This window comes from Arthrospiribacter ruber (genome assembly GCF_019343195.1).
Taxonomy (GTDB): domain Bacteria; phylum Bacteroidota; class Bacteroidia; order Cytophagales; family Cyclobacteriaceae; genus Arthrospiribacter; species Arthrospiribacter ruber.
The window spans coordinates 479,049-502,750 of sequence record NZ_RPHB01000003.1; the positions used below are offsets into that span (position 1 = coordinate 479,049).

Annotated in this window: 20 protein-coding genes; 13 read left to right on the forward strand and 7 right to left on the reverse strand. The window is 42.5% G+C overall.

The genetic code is table 11. The features are described 5' to 3' along the window. Positions 1 to 5: 5 nt before the first annotated feature. From EGN73_RS07955 to atpG, 4 genes are all read left to right on the forward strand, one after another. The gene (locus tag EGN73_RS07955; RefSeq protein WP_219288095.1) at positions 6 to 500 is read left to right on the forward strand and encodes a F0F1 ATP synthase subunit B; all 495 of its coding nucleotides are present in this window, start codon (positions 6 to 8) and stop codon (positions 498 to 500) included. A gap of 2 nt (positions 501 to 502) precedes the next feature. Then, positions 503 to 1,063 (forward strand): ATP synthase F1 subunit delta, encoded by a 561-nt coding sequence (gene atpH / locus EGN73_RS07960; protein ID WP_219288097.1) that lies wholly within the window; start codon positions 503 to 505, stop codon positions 1,061 to 1,063. Between the two features lie 31 nt (positions 1,064 to 1,094). Beyond that, positions 1,095 to 2,675 (forward strand): F0F1 ATP synthase subunit alpha, encoded by a 1,581-nt coding sequence (gene atpA, locus EGN73_RS07965; protein ID WP_219288099.1) that lies wholly within the window; start codon positions 1,095 to 1,097, stop codon positions 2,673 to 2,675. A 73-nt stretch (positions 2,676 to 2,748) separates the two neighbouring features. Further along, entirely contained in the window at positions 2,749 to 3,624 is an 876-nt protein-coding gene (gene atpG / locus EGN73_RS07970) for an ATP synthase F1 subunit gamma (RefSeq protein ID WP_219288101.1), read from the forward strand. A gap of 93 nt (positions 3,625 to 3,717) precedes the next feature. On the opposite strand, the gene EGN73_RS07975 is transcribed toward atpG, so the two are convergent. Then, complete coding sequence (locus EGN73_RS07975) at positions 3,718 to 4,356, reverse strand: GDSL-type esterase/lipase family protein (RefSeq protein ID WP_219288103.1); 639 nt, start codon at positions 4,354 to 4,356, stop codon at positions 3,718 to 3,720. Between the two features lie 94 nt (positions 4,357 to 4,450). Here EGN73_RS07975 and EGN73_RS07980 point away from each other — a divergent pair, with 94 nt between their 5' ends. Next, positions 4,451 to 5,293: a UbiA family prenyltransferase gene (locus tag EGN73_RS07980; protein WP_219288105.1), complete on the forward strand. Its 843-nt coding sequence runs from the start codon at positions 4,451 to 4,453 to the stop codon at positions 5,291 to 5,293. Here the strand turns inward: EGN73_RS07980 and EGN73_RS07985 are convergent. From EGN73_RS07985 to EGN73_RS07995, 3 genes are all read right to left on the reverse strand, one after another. Continuing rightward, positions 5,290 to 6,648: an acyl-CoA dehydrogenase family protein gene (locus EGN73_RS07985; protein ID WP_219288107.1), complete on the reverse strand. Its 1,359-nt coding sequence runs from the start codon at positions 6,646 to 6,648 to the stop codon at positions 5,290 to 5,292. The two genes, EGN73_RS07980 and EGN73_RS07985, sit on opposite strands and share 4 nt — an antisense overlap. 338 nt (positions 6,649 to 6,986) lie before the next feature. Continuing rightward, a complete protein-coding gene (locus EGN73_RS07990) occupies positions 6,987 to 8,333 on the reverse strand; it encodes a neutral/alkaline non-lysosomal ceramidase N-terminal domain-containing protein (protein WP_219288109.1) in 1,347 nt (448 codons plus the stop codon). A gap of 17 nt (positions 8,334 to 8,350) precedes the next feature. Further along, positions 8,351 to 9,514, reverse strand: a complete 1,164-nt coding sequence (locus EGN73_RS07995) for an AIR synthase related protein (RefSeq protein WP_219288111.1) — start codon at positions 9,512 to 9,514, stop codon at positions 8,351 to 8,353. Between the two features lie 170 nt (positions 9,515 to 9,684). Between EGN73_RS07995 and EGN73_RS08000 the strand changes: the two genes are divergently transcribed. Together EGN73_RS08000 and EGN73_RS08005 are read left to right on the forward strand one after the other, a co-directional pair. Beyond that, the gene (locus tag EGN73_RS08000) at positions 9,685 to 10,101 is read left to right on the forward strand and encodes an outer membrane insertion C- signal (RefSeq protein ID WP_219288113.1); all 417 of its coding nucleotides are present in this window, start codon (positions 9,685 to 9,687) and stop codon (positions 10,099 to 10,101) included. Between the two features lie 213 nt (positions 10,102 to 10,314). Beyond that, positions 10,315 to 11,781: a glycine--tRNA ligase gene (locus tag EGN73_RS08005; protein ID WP_219288115.1), complete on the forward strand. Its 1,467-nt coding sequence runs from the start codon at positions 10,315 to 10,317 to the stop codon at positions 11,779 to 11,781. A 133-nt stretch (positions 11,782 to 11,914) separates the two neighbouring features. On the opposite strand, the gene EGN73_RS08010 is transcribed toward EGN73_RS08005, so the two are convergent. Then, positions 11,915 to 13,186: a hypothetical protein gene (locus EGN73_RS08010; protein WP_219288117.1), complete on the reverse strand. Its 1,272-nt coding sequence runs from the start codon at positions 13,184 to 13,186 to the stop codon at positions 11,915 to 11,917. 376 nt (positions 13,187 to 13,562) lie between these two features. Between EGN73_RS08010 and crtD the strand changes: the two genes are divergently transcribed. Further along, the gene (gene crtD / locus EGN73_RS08015; RefSeq protein ID WP_219288119.1) at positions 13,563 to 15,026 is read left to right on the forward strand and encodes a 1-hydroxycarotenoid 3,4-desaturase CrtD; all 1,464 of its coding nucleotides are present in this window, start codon (positions 13,563 to 13,565) and stop codon (positions 15,024 to 15,026) included. On the opposite strand, the gene EGN73_RS08020 is transcribed toward crtD, so the two are convergent. Both EGN73_RS08020 and EGN73_RS08025 read right to left on the reverse strand, forming a co-directional pair. Next, positions 15,009 to 15,641: a class I SAM-dependent methyltransferase gene (locus EGN73_RS08020; RefSeq protein ID WP_219288121.1), complete on the reverse strand. Its 633-nt coding sequence runs from the start codon at positions 15,639 to 15,641 to the stop codon at positions 15,009 to 15,011. The two genes, crtD and EGN73_RS08020, sit on opposite strands and share 18 nt — an antisense overlap. After that, positions 15,619 to 16,527 (reverse strand): patatin-like phospholipase family protein, encoded by a 909-nt coding sequence (locus tag EGN73_RS08025; RefSeq protein WP_219288123.1) that lies wholly within the window; start codon positions 16,525 to 16,527, stop codon positions 15,619 to 15,621. The genes EGN73_RS08020 and EGN73_RS08025 overlap by 23 nt, the downstream gene beginning before the upstream one ends. Positions 16,528 to 16,590: 63 nt before the next feature. Here EGN73_RS08025 and EGN73_RS08030 point away from each other — a divergent pair, with 63 nt between their 5' ends. The 5 genes from EGN73_RS08030 (at position 16,591) to EGN73_RS08050 (ending at position 23,687) form a co-directional block, all read left to right on the forward strand. Continuing rightward, on the forward strand, positions 16,591 to 17,013 hold the full coding sequence (locus EGN73_RS08030) for a VOC family protein (RefSeq protein WP_219288125.1): 423 nt from the start codon (positions 16,591 to 16,593) through the stop codon (positions 17,011 to 17,013). Positions 17,014 to 17,374: 361 nt separating this feature from the next. Continuing rightward, positions 17,375 to 18,166 (forward strand): alpha/beta fold hydrolase, encoded by a 792-nt coding sequence (locus EGN73_RS08035; RefSeq protein WP_219288127.1) that lies wholly within the window; start codon positions 17,375 to 17,377, stop codon positions 18,164 to 18,166. 21 nt (positions 18,167 to 18,187) lie between these two features. Next, positions 18,188 to 19,276, forward strand: coding sequence for an efflux RND transporter periplasmic adaptor subunit (locus EGN73_RS08040; protein WP_219288129.1), 1,089 nt, complete (start codon positions 18,188 to 18,190; stop codon positions 19,274 to 19,276). 2 nt (positions 19,277 to 19,278) lie between these two features. After that, on the forward strand, positions 19,279 to 22,344 hold the full coding sequence (locus EGN73_RS08045; protein ID WP_219288131.1) for an efflux RND transporter permease subunit: 3,066 nt from the start codon (positions 19,279 to 19,281) through the stop codon (positions 22,342 to 22,344). Then, the gene (locus EGN73_RS08050) at positions 22,341 to 23,687 is read left to right on the forward strand and encodes a TolC family protein (RefSeq protein ID WP_219288133.1); all 1,347 of its coding nucleotides are present in this window, start codon (positions 22,341 to 22,343) and stop codon (positions 23,685 to 23,687) included. The genes EGN73_RS08045 and EGN73_RS08050 overlap by 4 nt, the downstream gene beginning before the upstream one ends. Positions 23,688 to 23,702 lie beyond the last annotated feature (15 nt).

Consider the following 23,702-nt stretch of genomic DNA (forward strand, 5'->3'; position numbering starts at 1 on the left):
TCTCTATGGATCTTATAATTCCCGGTTCAGGCTTGATCGTTTGGCAAATCATCGGATTTTCCATTCTTCTCTTTATCCTGGCAAAGTTTGCTTGGAAGCCGATTTTATCTGCTTTGGATGAGCGCGAAAAAAGCATTGAGGATGCCCTGAAGTCAGCCGAAATTGCCAGAAATGAAATGGCTAACCTCAAAGCTGAAAACGAGAAAATTATTCATGAAGCCAAGCTTGAAAGAGATGAGATGCTTTTGAAAGCCACTGAAACTGCCAAGCAAATTGTGGAAAATGCAAGGGAAGCTGCTCAGGTAGAGGGTGCTAAAATGATTGAGGCTGCCAAAAAGGCCATCGATACCGAAAAGCAAGCCGCTATGGAAGAAGTGAAAGTACAGGTTGCTGCACTTTCCTTGAGCATTGCCGAAAAAGTATTGAGAAAAAATCTTGCTGATGACACCAAGCAAAAAGCATTGGTAGAAGAATTGATCAAAGATCTTAAGCTTAACTGATTATGTCAGATATAAAAGTAGCATCCAGATACGCCAAAGCCCTTCTTGAACTTGCTGTAGAAAAAGGTGCCTTGGAAGATGTCATAAAGGATGTACGCCTGTTGCTTTCTTTGGCTTCTGAAAACAGAGAGCTTGTCCTTATGCTCAATAGTCCGATTATCAATTCGGATAAAAAGTACAAGGTGCTTGAGACTTTGTTTGGCAAAACTGCCAATAAAATCACCATGAGCTTTTTCGAAATTGTAACCAGGAAAAACAGAGCAAATGTACTTGTTTCTACGGCTAAGGAGTTTCAGAGACAATACAACCTTCACATAGGAATCCAAGTGGCTGAAATCACCACTACTGTTGAGCTGGATGATCAGTTGAGAAAAGAAGTGGTTTCTATTGTAAAAGAAATCTCCGGTTTGGATAAAGTGGAACTGGTAGAGAAAATCAATCCCGAAATCATTGGTGGCTTTGTTCTTAAAGTCAACGATAAACTTTTGGATGATTCAATCAGCAAAAAACTGAGAGACCTAAGGCTTAATTTTGCCCAAAGGTATTTCGTCAAATTATACTAAAATATTCGCATAACATTTAATAGAAAATATAATGGCACAAGTTAGACCTGATGAAGTTTCGGCGATATTGAGAGAGCAGCTTTCCAATGTCAAAACCGAAGCTCAACTTGAAGAAGTGGGAACCGTTCTCCAAGTCGGTGATGGGGTTGCCCGTATCTATGGACTTACCAAAGCACAGGCTGGTGAATTGCTTGAATTTGACAATGGTCTTAGAGCGATGGTTCTTAACCTTGAAGAAGACAATGTGGGTGCCGTATTGTTCGGTGATTCCAAATTGGTCAAAGAAGGGGACAATGTCAAAAGAACCAAAAGTATTGCTTCCATTAAAGTAGGTGAAGGAATGCTTGGCAGGGTAGTAGATACCTTGGGTAATCCTATCGATGGTAAGGGTCCTATTGAAGGTGATCTGTATGAAATGCCTATAGAGCGTAAAGCTCCTGGTGTAATCTACCGTCAACCTGTAAACGAACCACTTCAGACAGGTATCAAAGCGATTGACTCTATGATTCCAATCGGAAGAGGTCAGCGTGAATTGATCATCGGTGACCGTCAGACCGGTAAAACCGCTGTAGCCATTGATACCATTCTTAACCAAAAGGAATTCTATGAAAGAGGCGAGCCTGTTTTCTGTATCTATGTAGCCATTGGCCAAAAAGCATCCACTGTTGCTGGTATTGTAGCGGCATTGGAAAAAGGCGGTGCCCTTCCTTATTCAGTGGTAGTTTCTGCAGCTGCTTCTGATCCAGCTCCAATGCAGTTCTTTGCTCCATTTACAGGTGCTTGTATCGGTGAGTTTTTCAGAGATACAGGTCGTCCGGCATTGGTAATTTATGATGACTTGTCCAAGCAGGCTGTTGCTTACCGTGAAGTGTCCCTACTTCTTAGAAGACCTCCGGGACGTGAAGCATATCCAGGAGATGTATTCTACCTTCACTCCAGACTATTGGAAAGAGCTGCCAAAATCAATGCTTCTGATGCGATTGCAAAAGAAATGAATGACCTTCCTGAATCTTTGAAAGGTATAGTAAAAGGTGGTGGTTCATTGACAGCACTTCCTATTATCGAAACTCAGGCAGGTGACGTTTCTGCTTATATCCCGACCAACGTGATCTCCATTACTGATGGTCAGATTTTCTTGGAAACCAACCTCTTCAACTCCGGAATTCGTCCTGCGATCAACGTGGGTATCTCGGTATCAAGGGTAGGAGGTAGTGCACAGATCAAGGCCATGAAGAAAGTGGCCGGTACACTTAAGCTTGACCAGGCTCAGTTCCGTGAACTGGAAGCATTTGCCAAATTTGGTTCTGACCTTGATGCTTCTACCAAAAGGACTATCGAAAGAGGTAGAAGAAACCAGGAGATCCTAAAGCAACCTCAGTATTCTCCGGTAGCAGTAGAACTTCAAGTAGCGATCATTTACGTTTCTACTAAAGGCTTTATGGATACTATTCCAGTAGAAAAAGCCAGACAATTTGAGCAGGAATTCTACAACTTGTTGAAGTCTAACTATCCTGAGGCATTGCAGATGATCCTTAAGAGTGATCTGGATGGTGCTGGAAAGATTCTTGAGCAGGCAGCCAAAGACCTATCTGCTAAATACGCAAAACAATAATCAACTTATGACCGGGGAGGTGCTTTGCTGCCTCCCACTTGGTCTTATCAATATTTTCTGAAAAGAAATCCCTATGGCGAACCTAAAGGAAGTAAAGCAGCGGATTACCTCAGTGTCTTCTACACAACAGATCACCAAAGCCATGAAAATGGTGGCAGCGGCGAAGTTGAGAAAGGCACAGGACAAAATCCTCAAAATGCGTCCATATTCCCAGAAACTTACCACTATCCTGGATGATGTAGTGTCTTCTATGGGTGGAGACTTGGATATTGTCTATGGTGAACAAAGACCTGTAGAAAATGTGCTCATTGTAGCCATGACTTCTGATAAGGGACTTTGCGGTGCTTTCAATGCCAACGTGATCAAAGCTTCCAGCTATATCATAGAAAATACCTACAAAGATGTGAATGTAACTGTCATGCCTTTGGGTAAGAAAGCTTTGGATTTTTATGGCAAAAAGGGCTTTAAAATAATAGCTGACTTTTCCGATGTTTTCTTCGATGTCAATTATGACAATGTAAGGGCAATATCTGAATACGCCATGGAAGCTTTTGTATCTAAAAGATTTGACAAAGTAGTTTTGGTGTACAATCACTTCAAAAATGTTGCTACTCAGGAAATCACTGTAGAACAATTCCTTCCTATGGGTGGGGATCTGTTGGCAGAGAAAGAAGATAAAAAGGAATCTGATTATATCCTTGAGCCATCTAAGGAGTATGTTATAGAAGAGCTTGTTCCTAAGGCTTTGAAGACACAATTTTATAAAGCAGTGTTAGAAAGCAATGCTTCTGAACACGGTGCCAGGATGACTTCTATGGACAAAGCAACCGAAAATGCCAATGACCTTTTGAAGGAATTGAAACTTCAGTACAACAGGACCAGACAAGCTGCGATTACCAACGAGATTTTGGAAATTGTAGCAGGTGCCAATGCACTTGGTGGAGCATAAAACATTTATTGACAATAAGACCCAAAAGCTACCCTCACCGGGTAGCTTTTTTTCTTTTTACCCTAGTCTTTTGGGTGGGCAATTCAATTGGTTTTATTGGCTTATTTTACTTGCCAGAGCTTCAGCCATCAATGTCAGGCCTTCCGGATTAGGATGTATCCCATCAGGGAATAAATCAGCATAAGGTAATAAAGGAGCATAGAAATCCATTATTTCGATGCCAGCTTCTTCAGCGATTTCAATGAGCAGTGGTCTTAACTCCTCATCCATAACTCTTGCGCTTATGTTGAAATTATCCTGGAAAACAGGGACAGGGTTTACAATGTATATTTTCCCGTTTTTGGACATGGAACTCTTCATTTCTTGGATCAGATCAAGGTAATCCTTTTTGAAATCATCTTTGAATTTCCAGTTTTGTGGTTTGGTGTCATTGGTGCCCAGCTTGATCAGCACAATGTCAGCAGCAAAGGCTTTGGCTTCTTCAAATTGTGGCTCTTCCCAAAAAGGAAAATCTCCTTTTTTAAGCAAGGTCCTTCCACTGACACCGAAATTTTTGACTTCATAAGTGCTTCCCAATATTTCGTCCAACTGTAAAGGAAAACTGGCAGGGTTTTCTCTTCCCGGTCCTTCGGTGATGCTGTCTCCAATACAGGCAATTTTGGTTTTTGATTGGGAATAGCTTGCCGTTCCCAATAGAAAACTTAAGAAGAGGGTAAATATCAATTTTTCCATTTTATAAAGGTGTTTTAAGTTTGTATGAATTTAGAATTCTAAGCTATTTGTTTTTTATGCATTTTTGAGGATAACAGCTTTTATATTTGCCTTCATGGAATATTTTCGAGCTATTTTTTCAAAATTAAACCTGTTGTCGGTTGATGTGGTACTGGGTGCTATGGCCGGAATGTTGTTTTTTTCTGATTTGCTGGATGTGTATATAGGGCCTGCGGTGTATTTGCTTTTGGGTATTGCGGTTTGGGTTGTGTATAGCATTGATCATCTCCTGGACAGTAAAAAGCTTAAGAAAGGAAACACTTACTTGCCCAGACATCAATTTCATCAGAAGAACTTCAAAAGGATTTTTTCAGCAGTTGCGATATTTGCTTTGCTTGGGTTGATTGTGCTTTTGTTTTTTGAATCCAGTAAGATCCTGATTGTTCCGGGTGCTGTATTGATGAGTGTGGTAGCCCTCTGGTTTTTTATTCTACACCTAACAGGCTTGAGGGCAAGTTGGCTAAAGGAGGTATCCACAGCAGTGGTGTATGTCGCAGGGATCTGCTTGGCCCCTTTTGCAATGGCTGAAGCCGAAAAGCTGAATCATTATTTCTGGACTTTTGCCGTTTTATATTTTTTCCTGGCCTGTTTGAACCTGTTGATCCTTTCTTTTCAGGATGCTGAGGAAGACAGAGATGCGGGTTTTGGTTCTATTCTGACAGTAATGTCCAAAATGCAGCTCAAAAATGTAATTGTTGTTCTTGGGATATTGGTATCACTGGTTTCTTTTCTGCTGATTTTTATCTTTCCGTCCTATTATAGCCTTCATGCTGCCATTTTAGCCTTGATAGGAATGTACCATTTGTTGGAGTTTTTCAAAAAGGGTCAAAAAAAAGAGACCACCCGCGCAAAGCTGGAAGCCTCTTTTTTACTGCCTTTTGTCCTGTTGGTATTTTAAACAAAAGCACTGTGGCCTGTGATGGCCCTTCCTACAATTAGGGAATTGATTTCTTTGGTGCCTTCATAAGAATAGATGGCTTCTGCATCTGCTACAAATCTGGCGATGTCATATTCCAGCAAAATCCCGTTTCCTCCAAACAATTCTCTGGCATGGTCTACGATATCCCGCATCCTTAAGGTACAGAAAACCTTGGCCAATGAAGCATGCTCATCTAGCAGTTCTCCTTTATCCTGCATTTGTGAAAGCCTGAAAACCATACTTTGCATGGCTGTCAAGTCTCCTAGCATGGTGACGAGCATATCTTGAACCAACTGAAATGAAGCGATAGGCCTGCCGAATTGTTTTCTTTCATTGGTGTACTTCAATGCTGCCTCGTAGGCTCCCCTAGCACAGCCCACTGCCTGCCAGGCAACCCCCGCCCTTGTCATCCGCAATACCTCGGCGGTATCCTTGAAGGAATTGGCATTCTGTAGCCTGTCGCTTTCCGGTACCTCACACTTTTCCATGGTGATGAGGGCATTTTGCACCGTGCGCAAGGCCATTTTGTTTTCTATTTTCTCGGCTTTGAAACCTGGGTTGTCTTTCCTTACTATAAAACCTTTGACCTGCTGATCATCTAAGTCTCTGGCCCAGATGACTGTAATGTCAGAGAAAGTGGCATTGCCAATCCATTTCTTCTGACCATTAAGAATCCATTCGTCCCCTTCTCTTTTGCAGGTGGTGGTCAGGCCTCCTGCCACTGCGGAACCTACTTCAGGTTCGGTAAGACCAAAAGCCCCAATTGTTTCGAGTTTCTGCATTTTGGGCAGCCAATGCTGCTTTTGTTCCTCAGAGCCACACAGGTAGATAGATCCCATGGCCAGACCACTCTGCACCCCAAAGAATGTGGACATAGAAGTATCCACCCTTGCCATCTCCATAGCAATAAAGCCTTCCAACAAAGCTGAATGCCCCGGACAACCATACCCGTTGTAGGTAAGTCCTGCAATATTCAGTTCAGCCATCTTAGGGATGATATCCATGGGGAATTTGGCTTTGTTCCAATACTCATTGGCTATGGGCCTGATTTCCCTTTCCATAAATTCACGTACGCGGAGCTGTATTTCCCTTTCATTGGGAGGAAGGGTTTTGCCCAGTTCATAAAAATCTCCATTTATAGGGGGGATCTCTTTTTTCTTTCCACCGCCTTTCATCATTTTCATCATCTTGGACAGGTCTTCTTCGCTCATTTTAGAAACTATTCCCATCATTTCGTTGAGATCTACTTTCTGGGCCAAAGCATTGACCTTTTCAATATCCAGGTTTTGGAGCAGTGATTTTATTCCTGAAAATGTCTTAAAAATCTTTTTCATGGTTATTTGGATTTTAGTGGCATACTTAGGGCGTTCTGAAAAACGCCAACTGAAGAATAAATTCTTTAAATTTTGATGAATACCCCGTTTGTCAGGTATTTTCTTTTTAAGCAGGTGCACGTTTATTCAATGTTATAGCTTGATTTCCGTGCTCCTTAAAATTTCGAATTTTGAAATTTTAAGGCTAGTCTCAGGCATACCATCTTCTTCATTGGGCTCACTCGAAGTATAAGCATACATCTTCATTCGCCCGCTTTGAATCTGGCATACCTGAGACTTTTTCAGCAAGCCCTACTTAAAATACGTATTAAGCTAACGAAAAATAATGCCTAAGTTCTTTATTCCGAAGCTTTTTTGATGATCACCTTCATGATTTCGTCAAAGAAAGCTCCATTGTAAGGGCCGAACCAGTTCATGTCCTTCACTTCGTAATGCCCAATATCATAATATTTATCGGGAGTGATGTAGCCAATGTATCCGCCATTGAAGCAGGTCAAAATCACTTGGAGTCCGTATGAATTCGCATATTCCTCCCATTCTTTCATGAAAACCCCTGATACTTCCCCGCTACTACTGATCAACAATACGTCTCCCAGTTGAAGTACATCAAAATGGGCATTGGTATTCCCGAACAGGGCATTGAATATATAGGGTCGCAAGCGTACATTCTCGCCAATTCTATAATGTGGTTTTCGTAAGAAAAGAGGAAAACTATAAAAAGAAATTTTGGGTTTTACCTCGAATTCTGCTACATGTATTTCCTGGGTCATTTGTTCTTTTAACTGACCTGAGAAGGATTGGACATTTTCCAGGGTATTTCCTCCTGCTAGAGGTTTATGGCTTCCTACAGCGCCGGCAGCAAAAAAAGCGAAATCAAAGCCAGAGGATTCAAGCTCCATCATTAGGTAATTGGGATAGTCTCCCGAAAGCCTCATGTATTTGGAATGAAAGATGGTGGAGTGCGCCGCAAAACTTAGAAAAACAGCTTTTTCTCCAGTATTTCTTTCCAAAATCATCTTCCTGAGATAAGGATCCACCGGATCTCCTTCCACCAAGCGGTTCGCTACCAGCCCACTGGTCTCGATGGCAGAATAGCTCAGTTGCACCGTATCCTTTTGGGCCAAAGAGCGTTCTATGGCTTCAATGGTTTTTTTCTCCATCAATTCCATGACATTTTGATCATAACCTCCGAAAGCCAACCGGCCGGCCAAGCCGGGCATGTATCCTCCCATTCCCGAATGGGTATGAGTAGCAGTAAAATACAGCATATCAATAGGCAGACCTTTGCTTTTTACAGCATTGGTGATCTTTTCGTATAGGGTGGGATGAATGATCATCAATTCGTAGCTGAGTAGCGTAACCGTATTTTCCCCATTGCCAATGCTGAGGGCACGTACGTAGCTGCTGTCCTGGACAAAAGTAAAAGGGCCTCTGGGCTTGTATCCGACAAGGTTGACGGGTTCTGGGGGAGTCATGTTTACTTTAGACCAACCCGCCAGCCAAGCTTCTCCATAGGAGTGAATAGCGGATGCTGAATCCAATGCGGCCATTGTTTGATGGTAGTATTCCATCTCGTGCAGAGGTCTTCTGTCTACCCGGGTAAAAATGGCAAGTACCAAAAAAAGCAACACTCCAAGAATCCAGGCTATTACCCTTAGAAATTTTTGGAGTGTTGGTTGGTTCATGTTATTTGAAAGGCTTCTCAATATTCAAAAATACCATGCTCGCTTTGGATCGTTACTTTCTTGCCATCATGGGGCAAGACCCGACCAATAATTTTTGCATCTACACCCAAAGTCTCTGCAATATCGATTACTTCTTCGGCGTATTTTTCTTCCATATAAATTTCCATACGGTGGCCCATATTGAAAACTTTATACATTTCTTTCCAGTCTGTTCCGCTTTCTTCCTGAATCAGTCTAAAAAGCGTCGGAGTTTCAAAAAGGTTGTCTTTTACTACATGGACATTTTCTACAAAATGCAGGACCTTGGTCTGTGCCCCACCACTACAATGTACTATGCCGTGGATTCTGCCCCTAAGGTATTTGAGTACATCTATCAACACGGGCGCATAGGTTCTCGTGGGAGAAAGCACCAATTTTCCGATGTCGAGCGGAAGTCCGGGTGCAGGGTCAGTGAGCTTGTATTTGCCTGAATAAACCAATTCTTCAGGTACAGCAGGATCAAAACTTTCCGGATATTTGGTTTTCAGAAGTTTATTGAAAACATCATGACGGGCTGAGGTAAGCCCATTGCTGCCCATGCCTCCATTATAAAAATCCTCGTAAGTAGCTTGACCAAAAGAAGCCAGACCTACCACTACATCTCCAGGGCGGATGTTGTCATTGGAAATGACCTCATCTCTGCGCATCCTGCATGTAACGGTGCTATCTACGATAACGGTCCTTACAAGATCTCCAACATCAGCGGTTTCCCCACCTGTAAGTACGATATTGACTCCGTGATCCCTGAGCATCTGAAGGACTTCTTCAGTTCCATTGATGATGGCAGACACTACCTCACCTGGGATAAGGTTTTTGTTCCTTCCTATAGTAGAGGAAACAAGAATATTGTTGACCGCACCTACACAAAGCAGGTCATCTGTGTTCATGATGATGGCATCCTGGGCTATACCTTTCCAAACGCTCAGATCACCGGTCTCTTTCCAATACATGTAGGCCAAAGAGGACTTGGTGCCAGCCCCGTCAGCATGCATGATGTTGCAGTATTCGGGATCATTGCCTAGGGTGTCAGCTACTATTTTGCAAAATGCCTTGGGGAAAAGTCCCTTGTCCAATTTGGAAATGGCCTGGTGAACATCTTCTTTGGAGGCAGATACACCTCTCTGCATATACCGTTCGTTCATGGGTACTGTTTGGGCTTGTTTTAGGTCTGACAAAGTTAATGATTATATCAGGATGTGAAGGGCTAATCTGCTATAATTCCTTCAAGCAAAGAGATTGGCTAAAATTACTTTCGAGGTACAGTTTGGCAAAATCTTTGTAAAACCTAGCCCAAACCAACTATTTAACTCAAATGAAAAAGATTATTTTATCTTCGATGACCTTGTTTTTTGTGGTCATTTTAGAATCTCAAGCACAGATCTCAGCAGGGGTTTACCGACTTTCCTCCGCCACATTTGCCAGCATTGGTACTGATCCGGACAATCAGATGTTTGGAGAAGCTAGGGTGTCCACAGGACGAAATGTGGGTATAGAAGGTACTTTTGGGTATAACTTCGTGAGAAGGGACGAAGTGAATTTTTACTCTGGATTCCACTTAGGGACTGATGGAGGAGACCCTGGGTTTTATTTAGGGGTGCCATTGGGTGTTTTGGTCAAGCCTTTTGCTTCCAAAAATTTTGGATTTTTGATGGAGGCCAGCCCCATTTTCCCTACCGAAAGAAGGAATTTCTTTAGAGCAGGGATTGGATTGAAGTATACATTTAGGTAAAGTTTAAATTCAAATTGCGGATAACCATTGATCAATAAATTCAGCCCTGACATAATTGACTGTCAGGGCTGTTTTGGTTTTATGGCAAAATCCAAGTAAAACAACCTGAGAATGGAACTGCCATGGCAATCATCTTTTCAAGAAAAGAAAGAATAGGCTTAGTTTTCAGGATTATCACTTGCTATTCCCTCATTTTATTTAATTTTGCGGGCTATGGCAAAAAATGAACAGACTGCGGAAAACGCGCAATTGAAAGATATTATTGCACATGCCAAGGAATATGGTTTTGTGTACCCTTCATCGGAAATATATGACGGCCTTCAGGCGGTGTACGATTATGGAGCTTATGGGGTAGAGCTTAAAAACAACCTCAAAAGATTGTGGTGGGAAACCATGACCCGTCTCAATGACAACATTGTCGGAATAGATGCGGCAATATTTATGCACCCCACCACTTGGAAGGCTTCCGGTCACGTGGACAGTTTTAATGACCCTATGATCGACAACAAAGATTCCAAAAAGAGATATAGGGCAGACGTATTGATTGAAGATAAAGCGGCTGCTTACGAAAATGCAGGAGATAAGGAAAGGGCCCAGCAATTGCTGAGTGCCATGGGGAGACTTTTGGAAGCAGAAGACTTGGCGGGTGTCAGAGATTTGATTGTCAATGAAGAAATCAAATGTCCTATTTCCGGAACAAGCAATTGGACGGATGTCCGTCAGTTTAACCTGATGTTTTCTACCCAGGTCGGTTCTGTGGCGGAGGATGCCTCTACCATATACCTCAGACCTGAGACTGCTCAGGGTATTTTTGTCAATTTCCTCAATGTACAGAAGACAGCCAGGATGAAAGTTCCTTTCGGAATCGCCCAAATTGGAAAGGCTTTCCGAAATGAAATTGTGGCCCGTCAGTTTATTTTCAGGATGAGGGAGTTCGAACAGATGGAGATGCAGTTTTTTGTGCGCCCAGGCACTGAGCTGGATTGGTACAAACAATGGGCTGAAACCAGAATGAAATGGCACAAGGCACTGGGTATCCCTGAGGAAAAGCTCAGAAGACATGACCATGAAAAGTTGGCCCATTATGCCAATGCTGCTATGGACATTGAGTACCAGTTTCCATTTGGGTTCAAAGAAGTAGAGGGTATACATTCCCGTACGGACTTTGACTTGAAAAGCCACCAGGAGTATTCCAAAAAGAAGCAACAGTACTTCGATCCAGAAATCAATCAAAACTATATCCCTTATGTCATCGAGACTTCGATTGGAGCGGACAGGCTGTTTTTGATGACGCTGTGTAATGCTTATGTAGATGAGGAAGTGGATGGCAAGCAAAGGACTTATCTGAAGTTTCATCCTGCCGTAGCTCCTGTGAAAGCAGCGATTTTGCCATTGACCAAAAAGGATGGTTTGCCAGAAAAAGCTCATGAAATCGTTGAGGCCTTGAAGTATGATTTCAACATCATCTATGAAGAAGCGGCTTCCATCGGGAAAAGATATACCAGGCAGGATTTGATCGGTACGCCATTCTGTATTGCAGTAGACCATCAGACTTTGGAAGACAATACAGTGACCATCAGGCACAGAGATACGACCGAGCAAGAGCGGGTTGCCATTGCGGATTTGCATGGTAGGCTGGCCGAGGCTTGCAGTTTTAGAAGGGTGTTTGAGAGGGTGTAATTAAAAAAACCTTCAGGATTTCCTGAAGGTTTTTTTATGATCAATTTTTTAATAATTGTCCTTATTTTTCTTAATACAAGCAACAAAAGGCATCCATGTGTGAAATATGAAATCTGGAGCCAATTTCTGTGCATTAGTCTTCTTCATCAGGACATTCTACTTCTACCCATACTCCCACATCGAGGTGAATGCCATAGAAGTTGTTTTTGGTTGCAGTGATGGTGGCGGACTTCTTATCTGCACTGATGGTGGCATTTTTATGAGCAAATAGACCAGGAGCTGGATTTCCAGATGGAGCTTTGGCATAGCTTTGAACTTTGACCACTTCCCCATCTCCAAACTCAAAGTCTCCGGAGAGCTGAATGCTTATGGTAACTGTGCCATTATTTTCAGAAATTGAGGCTGTTCCTGCAAATTTGTCCTGTCCTGCATAGATGTTTACTCCTGCGAGTCCTTGGCTATGGGAAATGTATGTAGCCCAGTTTCCCCTGTTGGTATACCTTTGATTACCAGGTGCTGTAGCTGCCCATGCGGTATCGCCTTCCCAGTCGTAGCAATCCTCTTCATCGCCACAGTCTTCAAGAGTAAGAGTGATAGGAGTTCTGCTGCTGCTTACGCAGTTGCCTTTATAAGCCTCAGCCCATAGTGTTACAGGAGTGTCAAGATCTGTTACAATAGGATTTGCTAACTCGTCACCGTCTACAGTCGTGAACCATTTTACTGGATCAGATGAGGTGATATAATCATTTGCATTCAAGGATTCGGTTACTCCTTCCTCATAACATTCCTCAACAGAGTCAACTGATACGGTTGGGGCATCAGGCCTGGTCGTGACAGTGAAGCAAATGGTTAAGTTGCTCAATCCTGCTGAACCGTCTGATGCGTTTGGCGGAGAAGCTAATCCGCTATCTGTAGTAAAACCTCCACCATAAACATATACGTTTGCGGCATTACCACCTTTTACGATAAATGCAACTTCATCCAAGCATTGGTCTTCACTTCCATTGAAGGTCCATTCAATAAAAGTCCCATTTGTCATTTTTATGGTGAATGGGCCTAAATCATACTGGGCTTCTTTACCATAATCATCTTTATCCGTTGAGGATTCAAATGAAACACCGAAAGCACTCGAGACTTCGGTGCAGGTTCTATTACCACCTGGATTCGCTCCAGCAATGATATACGGCATGACGCCACCGGCGGACGTGGGAGAGGACGCTTCGCCTGGTGCTTCAGAACCGAAAATCAATCCGTTGGGCCCATCCTGTCCCAAACGTTCCGCAGCTGCAGCAACTTCGTCAGCTGTCATATCAGGTACCTCAAGTTCCTGACAAGAAAATAAAATCATAAAAGTCGCCAATATCCACGCTCCGGCAGATCTTTTGGCATAAGGGCTTATCCTCATAATTGAATTGTTTTGGTTGATATAAGTTAAATAGTGATACCAATGTAATAAAAATAACATGAAAATGTATTTTACATAGAAAAAAAATATTTTTATTTAAATATTTTATAAAATCCTGTTAATAATCGAATGCTAATTTTTTACTTTGAATTTTTTGGAAGTATTCTTTTTTGTTGATTTTTATCAGTTTTAAATATTAAATAATAGCCAAGAAAAAAAAATGAAAAACATGATATAAATCACTGCAAATCAATTGAATAAATAGTGAGTTTTGTGACGAATAATGAAGTTTGAATAAATGTGGGCTGTAATTTACCTGATTCTTGACTTATCTTTCCCTTCGAAACCATCTTTCATCTAAGTGGGTTAATCAGAAATGACAAAAAAGGCCATTATCATTGGGGCAGGAATTGCCGGTATTGCTTCCGCTATCAGACTTAAAGTAAAAGGCTATCAGGTGGAGGTATTTGAGGCCAATAATTATCCTGGTGGAAAGCTTTCCGAATTCCAATTGGGAAATTACAGGTTTGATGCAGGGCCCTCTCTTTTTACCCTTCCCGAACAGGTTGAAGAGCTTTTCCGTATCTGTGGCAAAAATCCCAAAGACCATTTTGAATATGTCAAACTGCCCGTTACCTGTCATTACTTTTGGGAAGATGGTAAGACCATTGATGCGTATTCAGACACCTACAAGTTTGCAGAAGAAGTGGAGACCAAGCTTGGGGAACCTTCCCAAAATATTGTCAAAGCCTTAAAACAGTCAGATTATATCTACCGTCACCTTTCACCTCTTTTTATGCACAGGTCTCTGCATAAATGGAGCACATGGACCAATCCCCAAGCCTTAAAATCTTATCTGAAAATGGGCAAACTGGGGATTTTCAACACCATGAATGCAGCCAATAAAAAGTCTTTCAAACATCCCAAATTGGTTCAATTGTTCAATAGGTATGCTACTTACAATGGCTCCGACCCTTATCAGACTCCTGCAACACTCAATATTATTCCTCACCTGGAATTCAATATTGGAGCATTTTTCCCTAAAAAAGGAATGCATGACATTACCCTTTCTCTTTACAGGCTAGCCCTTGAAATGGGGGTAGAATTCCTTTTTGAACAAAAAGTTGAAGAAGTTTTGGTGGAAAATGGCATAGCAAGCGGAGTACAGGTAGGAGAAAATATCCATTCAGCTGATATTGTAGTCAACAATATGGATATGGTGAATGCTTATAAATCCATTCTCAAAAAACAGAAACAGCCCACAAAATTGCTCAATCAGCCCAAATCAAGTTCAGCATTGATTTTTTATTGGGGAATCAAGAAAGAGTTCAAACAATTGGGCCTTCACAATATTCTTTTTTCAGAAGATTATAAAAAGGAGTTTGATCACATTTTCAATCAAAAGGTCATCTTTGACGACCCTACAGTGTACATCAACATCACATCAGTTTATAAGCCGGACGATGCGCCAAAGGGATGTATGAATTGGTTTACCATGATCAATGTGCCCAACAATCAGGGGCAGGACTGGGACAGCTTGATCACTGAGGCCAGAAAAAATATCATTGACAAAATCAACAGAACGCTGCATACCGATATCGAACCCTTGATCGAAGTGGAGGAAATTTTGGAGCCAAGAACCATTGAATCCAGGACTTCAAGTGCGCAGGGAGCCTTGTATGGGAACAGTTCCAACAACCGGTATGCTGCATTTCTCCGTCACGCCAATTACAGCAGTGACATCCAAAACCTGTATTTCTGTGGGGGAAGCGTGCATCCAGGTGGCGGAATCCCACTCTGCCTTCTTTCGGCAAAAATCATGTCAGAGATGATTGAATAGATTCTTCCTAAAAACAAATACTCCCATACTCCTCTGTCCGTGAACTAACACGCTTTTTGGAGGTTCCAAATATTCCAGCCCGTACTTTTGTACCAGTTGTTTTTCAAGTTCTTCGGTAAATACAAACCTCTCACTCCCATCTGGCAATAAATATACGCCATGTCCCAAAGAAGGGGAGTTTGCAAGGATATTGTCCCTGTCAGTGCATGTTCTCAAAAAGAAAGTTCCTCCCGGTTTTAACACCCGGAGCATTTCTGCCCACATTTTTTCGAAGTCTTCCGTACTCTTTGCAAAGTGCAGGACAGCAGAAGAGATGACTGCATCAAAAGCAGCATAATGAAATGGAATGTCCTGTACTGATGCTTTCTGAAACCTTAAAGTGTCATAAGACTTATCAATGGTTTTGGCATAGACTCTGGCCATTTGTATGGCACTCAAATCCGAATCTATCCCAAAAATTCTGTACCCCCCATTTAAAAAGTAAATGCTATTTCTGCCTTCTCCACAGCCTGCATCGAGAATGTTCATCTCCTGGTGGAACCTTCCTTTAAGTATCTGGTCCAAAAGGTAAATGTCTATGTTTCCCAATAAGTTATTTAGAGATTTTATGTCCACTTTCGAATTTTTTGATGGTTTTTTTCATTTTCTTTTTCCCGATTTCAATCAGTTCGGCAGAGCGGTGAAACTCCAATGTCCCGGCCTGTTCTCTGGATATTTCCACCAACATGTCGACCTGATGCTGTCTGATGACCATTTCGGAAAGTTTGTCCTGTATCAGGTCAAAGGAATAGTTCAGCAGCTCTACCGAACTCAGGCCTTTTGGTTTTTCTTCCTTCTCTTCTGTATAGAAGTAATTGGAAAATTTCTTCTGATAATCCGATAGCCATAGTGGCAGCTTGAGAGCGCTTTCCTTTTTTTCTTTTGGAGGAGGAGGTACAAATGCCGACTTAGGGCCGTTCAAGTCTACTGCCACGAGTAAATTCCCCCGAGAAGTAGGGCTGATCAGATTAAAGGGGATTGGATTGGTAATGCCACCGTCTATAAACTCTGAATCTCCAATCCTGGCAGGAGTAAGAACCGTGGGAATGGAAACAGAAGCACGTATGGCTTCATAAAGACTGCCCGAAGTGAAAACTTTCTCTTCTCCGGACGGAATCATGACGGCATTGCAGGCAAAAGGCACCTTTAGCTGCTCAATATCACAATCCTCGACCAATGCTTTGAGGGCCTGGAACACCTTTTCTCCTTTGATAAATCCTTTGCGGGAAAGGGTGAAGTCCATCAGCGAAAATACGTCAATTTTGTCCAGGTTGCAGATCCAGTTTTTGAAGATATCCAACTGCCCGGTAGCGTAGATGCCTCCTATCAGTGCACCTGCTGAGCAGCCGGCAATGGATACAATCTCATAGCCGGCTTCTTCAAGTGCCTCAATGGCACCGATATGCGCCATGCCTCTTGCACCACCACTGGATAATACCAATGAAACAGTTTTCTTGCCCATGTGTAAAAATGCTTTTATTTAACCGAAAATTCCCTGCAAATTTACTGAACTAAAATCATTATTATGAGCCAATTTAAACCTTTTCATTTAGCTTTTCCTATCAGGGACATAGAAGAAACCAGGGCTTTTTATGGAGGACTGTTGGGATGCGAAATCGGTAGGTCTACTGAGAAGTGGATAGATTTCAATTTCTTTGGGCATCAACTCTCTGCCCATGTGAAGCCAGAGGAACTGAATCAGGCACAGGCCAATCAAGTGGATGGGAAAAATGTTCCCGTAAGACATTTCGGTGCAATTCTTCCATGGGACGAATGGCATGCTTTGGCCGATAAGCTGAAGGCTGAAGAAACTGAATTTATCATAGAGCCTTATATCAGGTTTCAGGGTGAGGTAGGAGAGCAGGCTACCATGTTTTTTCTGGATCCTTCCGGCAATGCTTTGGAATTTAAATCCTTTCAGGATGAATCCCAGATATTTGCAAAGTAGCAGATAGGGAATAAGGTAGTAGGTATATGCGGATCTTTGCCAATATTGAAATTAAGCCTGGATTTTCAGGTTAAATCGATCCCGAATCTTCAGGATTAGATACTAGTGGATATTGTTTTGGAACACCCATTTGTATCAGAAATTGAGGCTTCTGGTAAAGAAGCATATAATTATGTCGTATGTAAAAAATACATGATAGAAATATTTTCCCAGCTTAGAATCTTTCTAAATTGACCGCTAAAAGTCAAGTAATGCCACCTGTGTTTATTTCTTTTCAATGCCGAACGAAAGCCCGTAGCTTTCGGTTGAATAACCATCGATAACCCTAACCAGTTATATGCTCAGCACCAATCATAAAGGCATGTTGTACTATAAAACATACAAGCATTCTTCTAGCGAAGACTGGGTAGTGTTTATCCATGGGGCAGGTGGTTCCTCTTCTATCTGGCATAAGCAGATCAGGGAATTCAGAGAAGAATTCAACCTTTTGCTGATAGACCTACGAGGGCATGGCAGATCGGCCAGTTCAATCAAAAATATCTGGAAGGAGGAGTATACTTTCCCCGCTGTGACCAAAGACATCATAGAGGTACTGGACCACCTCGGGATTCCACCTGCACATTTTATGGGAGTTTCTCTTGGAACCATTTTGATCAGGCAACTGGCAGAAATGGAGCCTGAAAGAGTGAAATCCATGGTCATGGCTGGAGCAATCACAAGGCTGAATTTTACTTCCAGGGTTTTGGTTTTGCTGGGCAATACGTTCAAAAGTGTGGTTCCCTACATGTGGCTGTACAGTCTTTTTGCCTGGATAATCATGCCAAGAAGGCACCATTCGGAATCCAGAAACCTTTTTATCAGAGAGGCAAAGAGGCTATGCCAGAAAGAATTTATCCGCTGGTTTAAAATGACCAAAGATGTCAATCCACTCTTAAGGTATTTTAAGGAAAGAGAAATGCCTATTCCCACACTTTATGTTATGGGAGACGAGGACATCATGTTTTTGGAGCCGGTAAAGAAAATTGTAAAAGAACATAAACTTTCCTTTCTGAAAATTGTCAAAGACTGCGGACATGTCGTCAATGTAGAGCAGCCTGAGGCATTCAACCAATTGTCATTAAGCTTTCTTAAAAACCATATTCAAACACACTAATTCTCTTTTTATCACCCTAGGATGAAAAAACAAACCAAAATATTGCTTACTGTGGCCATCATTGCGGTGGTTGCTGTTATTTTTATTTATCCCAGAAAGGATCAGATTTTTGGAAATACTTCTGAGGGGTCATCTTCCAGTAGCTCAGGGGGCCAGGGAGGCAATCAGCCCCTTCCTGTAAATGTGGTGGAAGTCAGACCTGAAAGGTTGGAAAACAACCTCAGCGTCACAGGTACTGTTCTCCCCAATGAAACGGTGAACCTGCGTCCTGAAATATCCGGACTGGTCACCAAAATCGCTTTTAGAGAGGGGGAATTTGTAAAAAAAGGTACGCCATTGCTGTATCTCAATGATGATGAGCTGCGTGCCCAATTCCAAAGACTGGAATACACCAAAAAACTTTTTGAAAGCCAGGAAAACAGACAGAAGCAGCTTTTGGAAAAGGAAGCCATTTCCCAGGAAGAGTATGACATTGTCCTCAATCAGTTCAATACCAATCTTTCTGACATTCAATTGGTAGAAGCACAATTGAACAAAACCATTGTTCGGGCTCCTTTTGATGGTATTTTGGGTCTGAGGCTGGTGTCGGAAGGAAGTGTGATAGGTACAGCTGATATCATTGCCAGTATAGTGAATATTGATCCCATCAAAATTGAATTTTCCATTCCTGAGAGGTATGCCCCGATGGTGGAGTTAGGGTCCAAGATATTCTTCTCAAGTGAAACGGGGGGTACAGAGGTAGAAGGAACGGTATATGCTTATGAGCCTACCATAGATGCAGGAACAAGAACACTCAGGCTGCGTGCCACCAGCCCGAATAGGGATAGGAAGTTTTTGCCAGGCATGTTTGTAAGGATCAAATTTGTGCTGGGAGTGGAAGAAAATGCCATGTTGGTACCTGCGGAAGCAGTCATTCCTGAACTGAGCGGCTATAAGGTATTTGTGACAAATCAGGAAGGTGTAGTAGAAGAAAAACAGGTATCCATCGGTACCCGGACCGAACGTCAGGTTCAGATAGTGGATGGATTGAGGGAAGGTGATCTGGTATTGACCACTGGAGTGCTGCAAGTAAGGACAGGAATGACTGTCGAGTACAATAAAATCAACTGATCATGGCGAGTTTATCAACCATCAGTATACGAAGACCGGTATTGGCCATAGTAATGTCTTTGGTCATTATCTTGTTTGGTGCCATCGGCATCAGTCTTTTGGGGGTGAGGGAATTCCCGAGCGTGGATCCTCCCATCATCAATGTAAGGACCACTTATGTAGGAGCCAATGCAGATGTCATTGAGGCACAGATTACAGAACCCCTTGAAGAGGCCATCAATGGTATTGCAGGGATCCGTTCACTGACCTCTACCAGTAATGATGGTACCAGTAACATCACCGTGGAGTTTGATGTAGGAGCTGATCTGGAGGCCGCTGCCAATGATGTAAGGGACAAAGTGTCCGGAGCAGTAAGGAGGCTCCCACCGGATACAGAGCCTCCCGTGGTATCCAAAGCCGATGCCGATTCCCAGCCCATCGTATTTCTCAATGTCCAAAGTGATAGAAGAAGCCTGTTGGAGCTTTCCGATGTGGCCAATAATATTTTCAAAGAAAGGCTACAGACGATCCCGGGTGTCAGTACGGTTCAGATCTGGGGGGAAAAACAGTATGCCATCAGGCTGAGGATAGACCCGCTCAAAATGGCCTCTTATGGGATTACGCCTCTGGATGTGCTCACAAAAGTGCAGACTGAAAACGTGGAACTGCCCTCAGGAAGGATTGAAGGATCTACCATTGAACTATCTGTGCGGACCAAAAGCCGCCTCAATACGCCTCAGGAGTTCAATAACCTAATTATCAAAGAAGACCAAAACAATATAGTACGCTTTCAGGATATTGGCCGGGCAGAGATGGCTGCTTTGAATGAAAGAACTGTACTCAAAAGAGATGGTGTGCCCATGGTAGGGGTGGTTTTGGTGCCATTGCCCGGCTCCAACAATATTGAAATTGTCGATGAGTTTTACAAAAGACTGGAGACCATCAAAAAGGACATTCCGGCGGACATACAATTGGGGATTGGTTTTGACTCGACCAAGTTTATCCGTAATTCCATTTCAGAGGTTCAGGAAACCATTCTTATAGCTTTCTTACTTGTAGTAACCATCATTTTCCTCTTTTTGAGAGATTGGAGGACTACTTTTATTCCTGTACTTACCATTCCGATTTCATTGGTAGGGGTGTTTTTCATCATGTACCTGATGGATTTCTCTATCAATGTACTTACCCTCCTGGGGATAGTGCTTTCTATCGGTCTGGTAGTGGATGATGCCATTGTGGTATTGGAAAATATCTATACCCGGATCGAAAAAGGTGAAAATCCGGATAAAGCCGCTGAGAAAGGTGCCGAAGAGATATTTTTTGCTGTAATCGCTACTACTGTGGCATTGGCAGCAGTATTCCTTCCGGTGATATTTCTGACAGGTACTACAGGAAGGCTCTTCCGGGAGTTTGGAATAGTGGTAGCAGGAGCGGTCATTATCTCCTCTTTTGTGGCTTTGACGATGACTCCTATGCTAAGCTCCAAGCTACTCAAAAGAAGAGAAAAGCAAAATGCATTTTATAATTTCACAGAGCCCATATTTGTGTGGCTCAATGAAAAATACAACATCCTTCTGGGCAAATTCATGAAAATCCGTTGGGTGGCTTTTGTCATCATTGCATTGATGGGTTTTGGGATTTATCAGTTTTTCAACATTATCCCAACAGAGCTTTCTCCCATAGAAGATAGGGGGGAAATGAGGGTGAATCTCACCGGTCCCGAGGGTGCTACTTTTGGGTACATGGACAGGGTGTTGGACGAAATGACCCAGGATTTTATGGAGATTATCCCAGAAGAAGAAAGGGAAGGGATCATCACCGTGACCTCTCCAGGCTTTGGGACAGCCAGCACCAACTCTGGCTTTCTAAGGCTTATCCTTAAGGAAGCAACTGAAAGAGAAAGGTCACAGCAGGAGATCTTTGATCAGGTGCAGGGCATGTTGAGAAAGTACACCGCCGTCAGGGCGTTCGTTACTCAACCACCTTCCATAGGGGACAGAAGAGCAGGGTTGCCCGTGCAATATGTGCTTCAGGCGCCTACCATTGACAAGCTCAAAGAAGTCATTCCAACATTTATGGAAAAAGCCAATGCCAGTGAGGTGTTCGGTTATGCTGACATCAATCTGAAGTTTACCAAACCTGAAATCGAGGTGGAAATTGACAGGGAAAAGGCCAGAAATATCGGTGTTTCCGTTCAGGAAATTGCAAGGACTTTGCAGCTTTCTTATTCCGGTCAGCGCTTCGGCTATTTTATCATGAACGGCAAGCAGTATGAAGTGATCGGTGAAATGCAGCTTCAGGACAGGAATGAACCGATCAACCTAAGGATGCTGTATGTTCGGGCGGAAAACGGTCAGTTGATACAATTGGACAACTTGGTCAATATCCGTGAAAACAGTACTCCTCCGCAGCTGTACAGGTTCAATAGATTTGTCAGTGCCACGGTTACTGCTTCCCTTGCACCCGGCTACACCATTGGGGCTGGTTTGGATGAGATGGATAGGATTGCGGCGGAGGTTTTGGATGATTCCTTCAGTACAGATCTGGCTGGGTTATCCAAAGAATTCAGGGACAGTTCCAACTCACTGATTTTTGCCTTCTTGTTTGCGCTTATACTGATATACTTGGTGCTTTCTGCCCAGTTTGAAAGTTTTCTTGATCCATTGACCATTATGTTTACAGTGCCATTGGCATTGTTTGGCGCCTTGTTCTCACTTTGGCTCTTTGACTTTACCCTGAATATTTTCTCCCAGATCGGGATCATCATGCTCATAGGATTGGTGACTAAAAACGGTATCCTGATCGTAGAATTTGCCAATCAGCGCAAAGCCCAGGGAATGAGTATTGATGAAGCCATAGAGGGAGCAGCCGCTGCGAGGTTCAGACCTATCCTGATGACAAGTTTGTCCACTATTCTTGGTATCCTTCCTATTGCCTTGGCTTTAGGAGCAGGTGCTGAAAGCCGTGTTCCGATGGGGGTTGCGGTGATAGGTGGTCTGGCATTCTCCACTATCCTGACTTTATTTGTAATCCCATCCGTTTACACCTTCTTAACTTCTAAAAAAGGAAGACTAGCGCGCGCACAATGAGAAAACTGATTTGTTTATTAGCCCTGACATTTTTTGGTCAGCATATTTCACTTGCCCAGGATTCTACCAGTATTGATCTGGAAGAAGCCATATTGATTGGTCTTGACAATAATTTTGGTGTCAAGATTGCGAAAAATGAGCAATTGATCGCTGAAAAAGAAGCGCAGATTACAAGAGGTAGTTTGCTGTTTCCAGTTATTGATGCGACTTTTCAGAGGACATTTACAATTGTTGATGCAGTTCAACAGTTTGTGAATCAAACGGACCTCACCAGAATAGATAATGCTGAGTCTAACATTGAAAATTATTCGATTGTCGCGGGTTATGGTTTAAGGCCGGAAGCCATTTACACTATGAGAATTATGGGGAAATTGGCCGAGGTAAGTGAATTGGAAGCCAAGGTGATGGTGGAAAATACTGTTGCGGGAATTGCTACTGCTTATTATCGCTTGGTTTTGGAGATACAGAGACAAAAAGTTTTGGAAACGACCCTTGAATTGTCCCAATCAAGGCTTGACATCGCCAAAGCAAGGTATGAATTGGGTGGAGCTGGGAAAAGAGATTTCCTTACGGCACAGGTAGATTATAATGCGGATAAGTCGCTTTTAGTCAATCAACAGTTGGCGATAAAAAATTCCCGGATCAATCTAAATGAATTTTTGGCTTTATCTCCTGATACCAAGTTGGATGTAAATGATACCATAATTGTTGAAAACAATTTGTTATTGGAAAACCTTGTGGAGAATGCTTATATGAACAACAAGCAGTTTTTGGTCACCCAAAGAAACGAAAATGTTGCCTATTTAGCTTTGAGAGAAACACAGGCTGCTAGGCTACCTTTCATTAATTTGGTAGGTTCATACAATAATAATACATCTGTCGCTGAAGCTGGCTTTGCGCTTTTCAGTCAAAATGTTGGTTTCAATTATGGCTTTACAGCTGGGATTAATCTTTTCAATGGTTTTGCCTTGAACCGAAGAATTCAAAATGCCAAGGTTCAAAGGTTAAATGCGGAAATCGCTGTTTCTCAAATGGAAATCCAACTGGTTTCTGACATTCAAAGGGCATACAATATTTATCAAACGAATATAGAACTGTTGGATATAGAATATGCGAATTATCAGGTAGCTACCGAAAGCGCTGATATTGCTTTGGAAAGGTTTAGACTAGGGATAGCTGATTACTTGCAGTTTAGAGATGCCCAAGTGAACTTGCTTACCGCTCAAGACAGATTGATTACAGCCCTTTATAATATCAAAGAAATGGAAATTGAACTGATGAGGTTGTCCGGCAGGATTTTTTATCAAAACGGGACTGAGCAGTTTTCTATGACTTTAAAGTGATTGTGTTCACGCTAA

Coding starts and splice junctions, on each gene's coding strand:
- EGN73_RS07955 (WP_219288095.1), top strand. CDS start 6: ATGGATCTTATAATTCCCGGTTCAGGCTTGATCGTTTGGCAAATCATC.
- atpH (WP_219288097.1), top strand. CDS start 503: ATGTCAGATATAAAAGTAGCATCCAGATACGCCAAAGCCCTTCTTGAA.
- atpA (WP_219288099.1), top strand. CDS start 1,095: ATGGCACAAGTTAGACCTGATGAAGTTTCGGCGATATTGAGAGAGCAG.
- atpG (WP_219288101.1), top strand. CDS start 2,749: ATGGCGAACCTAAAGGAAGTAAAGCAGCGGATTACCTCAGTGTCTTCT.
- EGN73_RS07975 (WP_219288103.1), bottom strand. CDS start 4,356: ATGGAAAAATTGATATTTACCCTCTTCTTAAGTTTTCTATTGGGAACG.
- EGN73_RS07980 (WP_219288105.1), top strand. CDS start 4,451: ATGGAATATTTTCGAGCTATTTTTTCAAAATTAAACCTGTTGTCGGTT.
- EGN73_RS07985 (WP_219288107.1), bottom strand. CDS start 6,648: ATGAAAAAGATTTTTAAGACATTTTCAGGAATAAAATCACTGCTCCAA.
- EGN73_RS07990 (WP_219288109.1), bottom strand. CDS start 8,333: ATGAACCAACCAACACTCCAAAAATTTCTAAGGGTAATAGCCTGGATT.
- EGN73_RS07995 (WP_219288111.1), bottom strand. CDS start 9,514: ATGAACGAACGGTATATGCAGAGAGGTGTATCTGCCTCCAAAGAAGAT.
- EGN73_RS08000 (WP_219288113.1), top strand. CDS start 9,685: ATGAAAAAGATTATTTTATCTTCGATGACCTTGTTTTTTGTGGTCATT.
- EGN73_RS08005 (WP_219288115.1), top strand. CDS start 10,315: ATGGCAAAAAATGAACAGACTGCGGAAAACGCGCAATTGAAAGATATT.
- EGN73_RS08010 (WP_219288117.1), bottom strand. CDS start 13,186: ATGAGGATAAGCCCTTATGCCAAAAGATCTGCCGGAGCGTGGATATTG.
- crtD (WP_219288119.1), top strand. CDS start 13,563: ATGACAAAAAAGGCCATTATCATTGGGGCAGGAATTGCCGGTATTGCT.
- EGN73_RS08025 (WP_219288123.1), bottom strand. CDS start 16,527: ATGGGCAAGAAAACTGTTTCATTGGTATTATCCAGTGGTGGTGCAAGA.
- EGN73_RS08030 (WP_219288125.1), top strand. CDS start 16,591: ATGAGCCAATTTAAACCTTTTCATTTAGCTTTTCCTATCAGGGACATA.
- EGN73_RS08035 (WP_219288127.1), top strand. CDS start 17,375: ATGTTGTACTATAAAACATACAAGCATTCTTCTAGCGAAGACTGGGTA.
- EGN73_RS08040 (WP_219288129.1), top strand. CDS start 18,188: ATGAAAAAACAAACCAAAATATTGCTTACTGTGGCCATCATTGCGGTG.
- EGN73_RS08045 (WP_219288131.1), top strand. CDS start 19,279: ATGGCGAGTTTATCAACCATCAGTATACGAAGACCGGTATTGGCCATA.
- EGN73_RS08050 (WP_219288133.1), top strand. CDS start 22,341: ATGAGAAAACTGATTTGTTTATTAGCCCTGACATTTTTTGGTCAGCAT.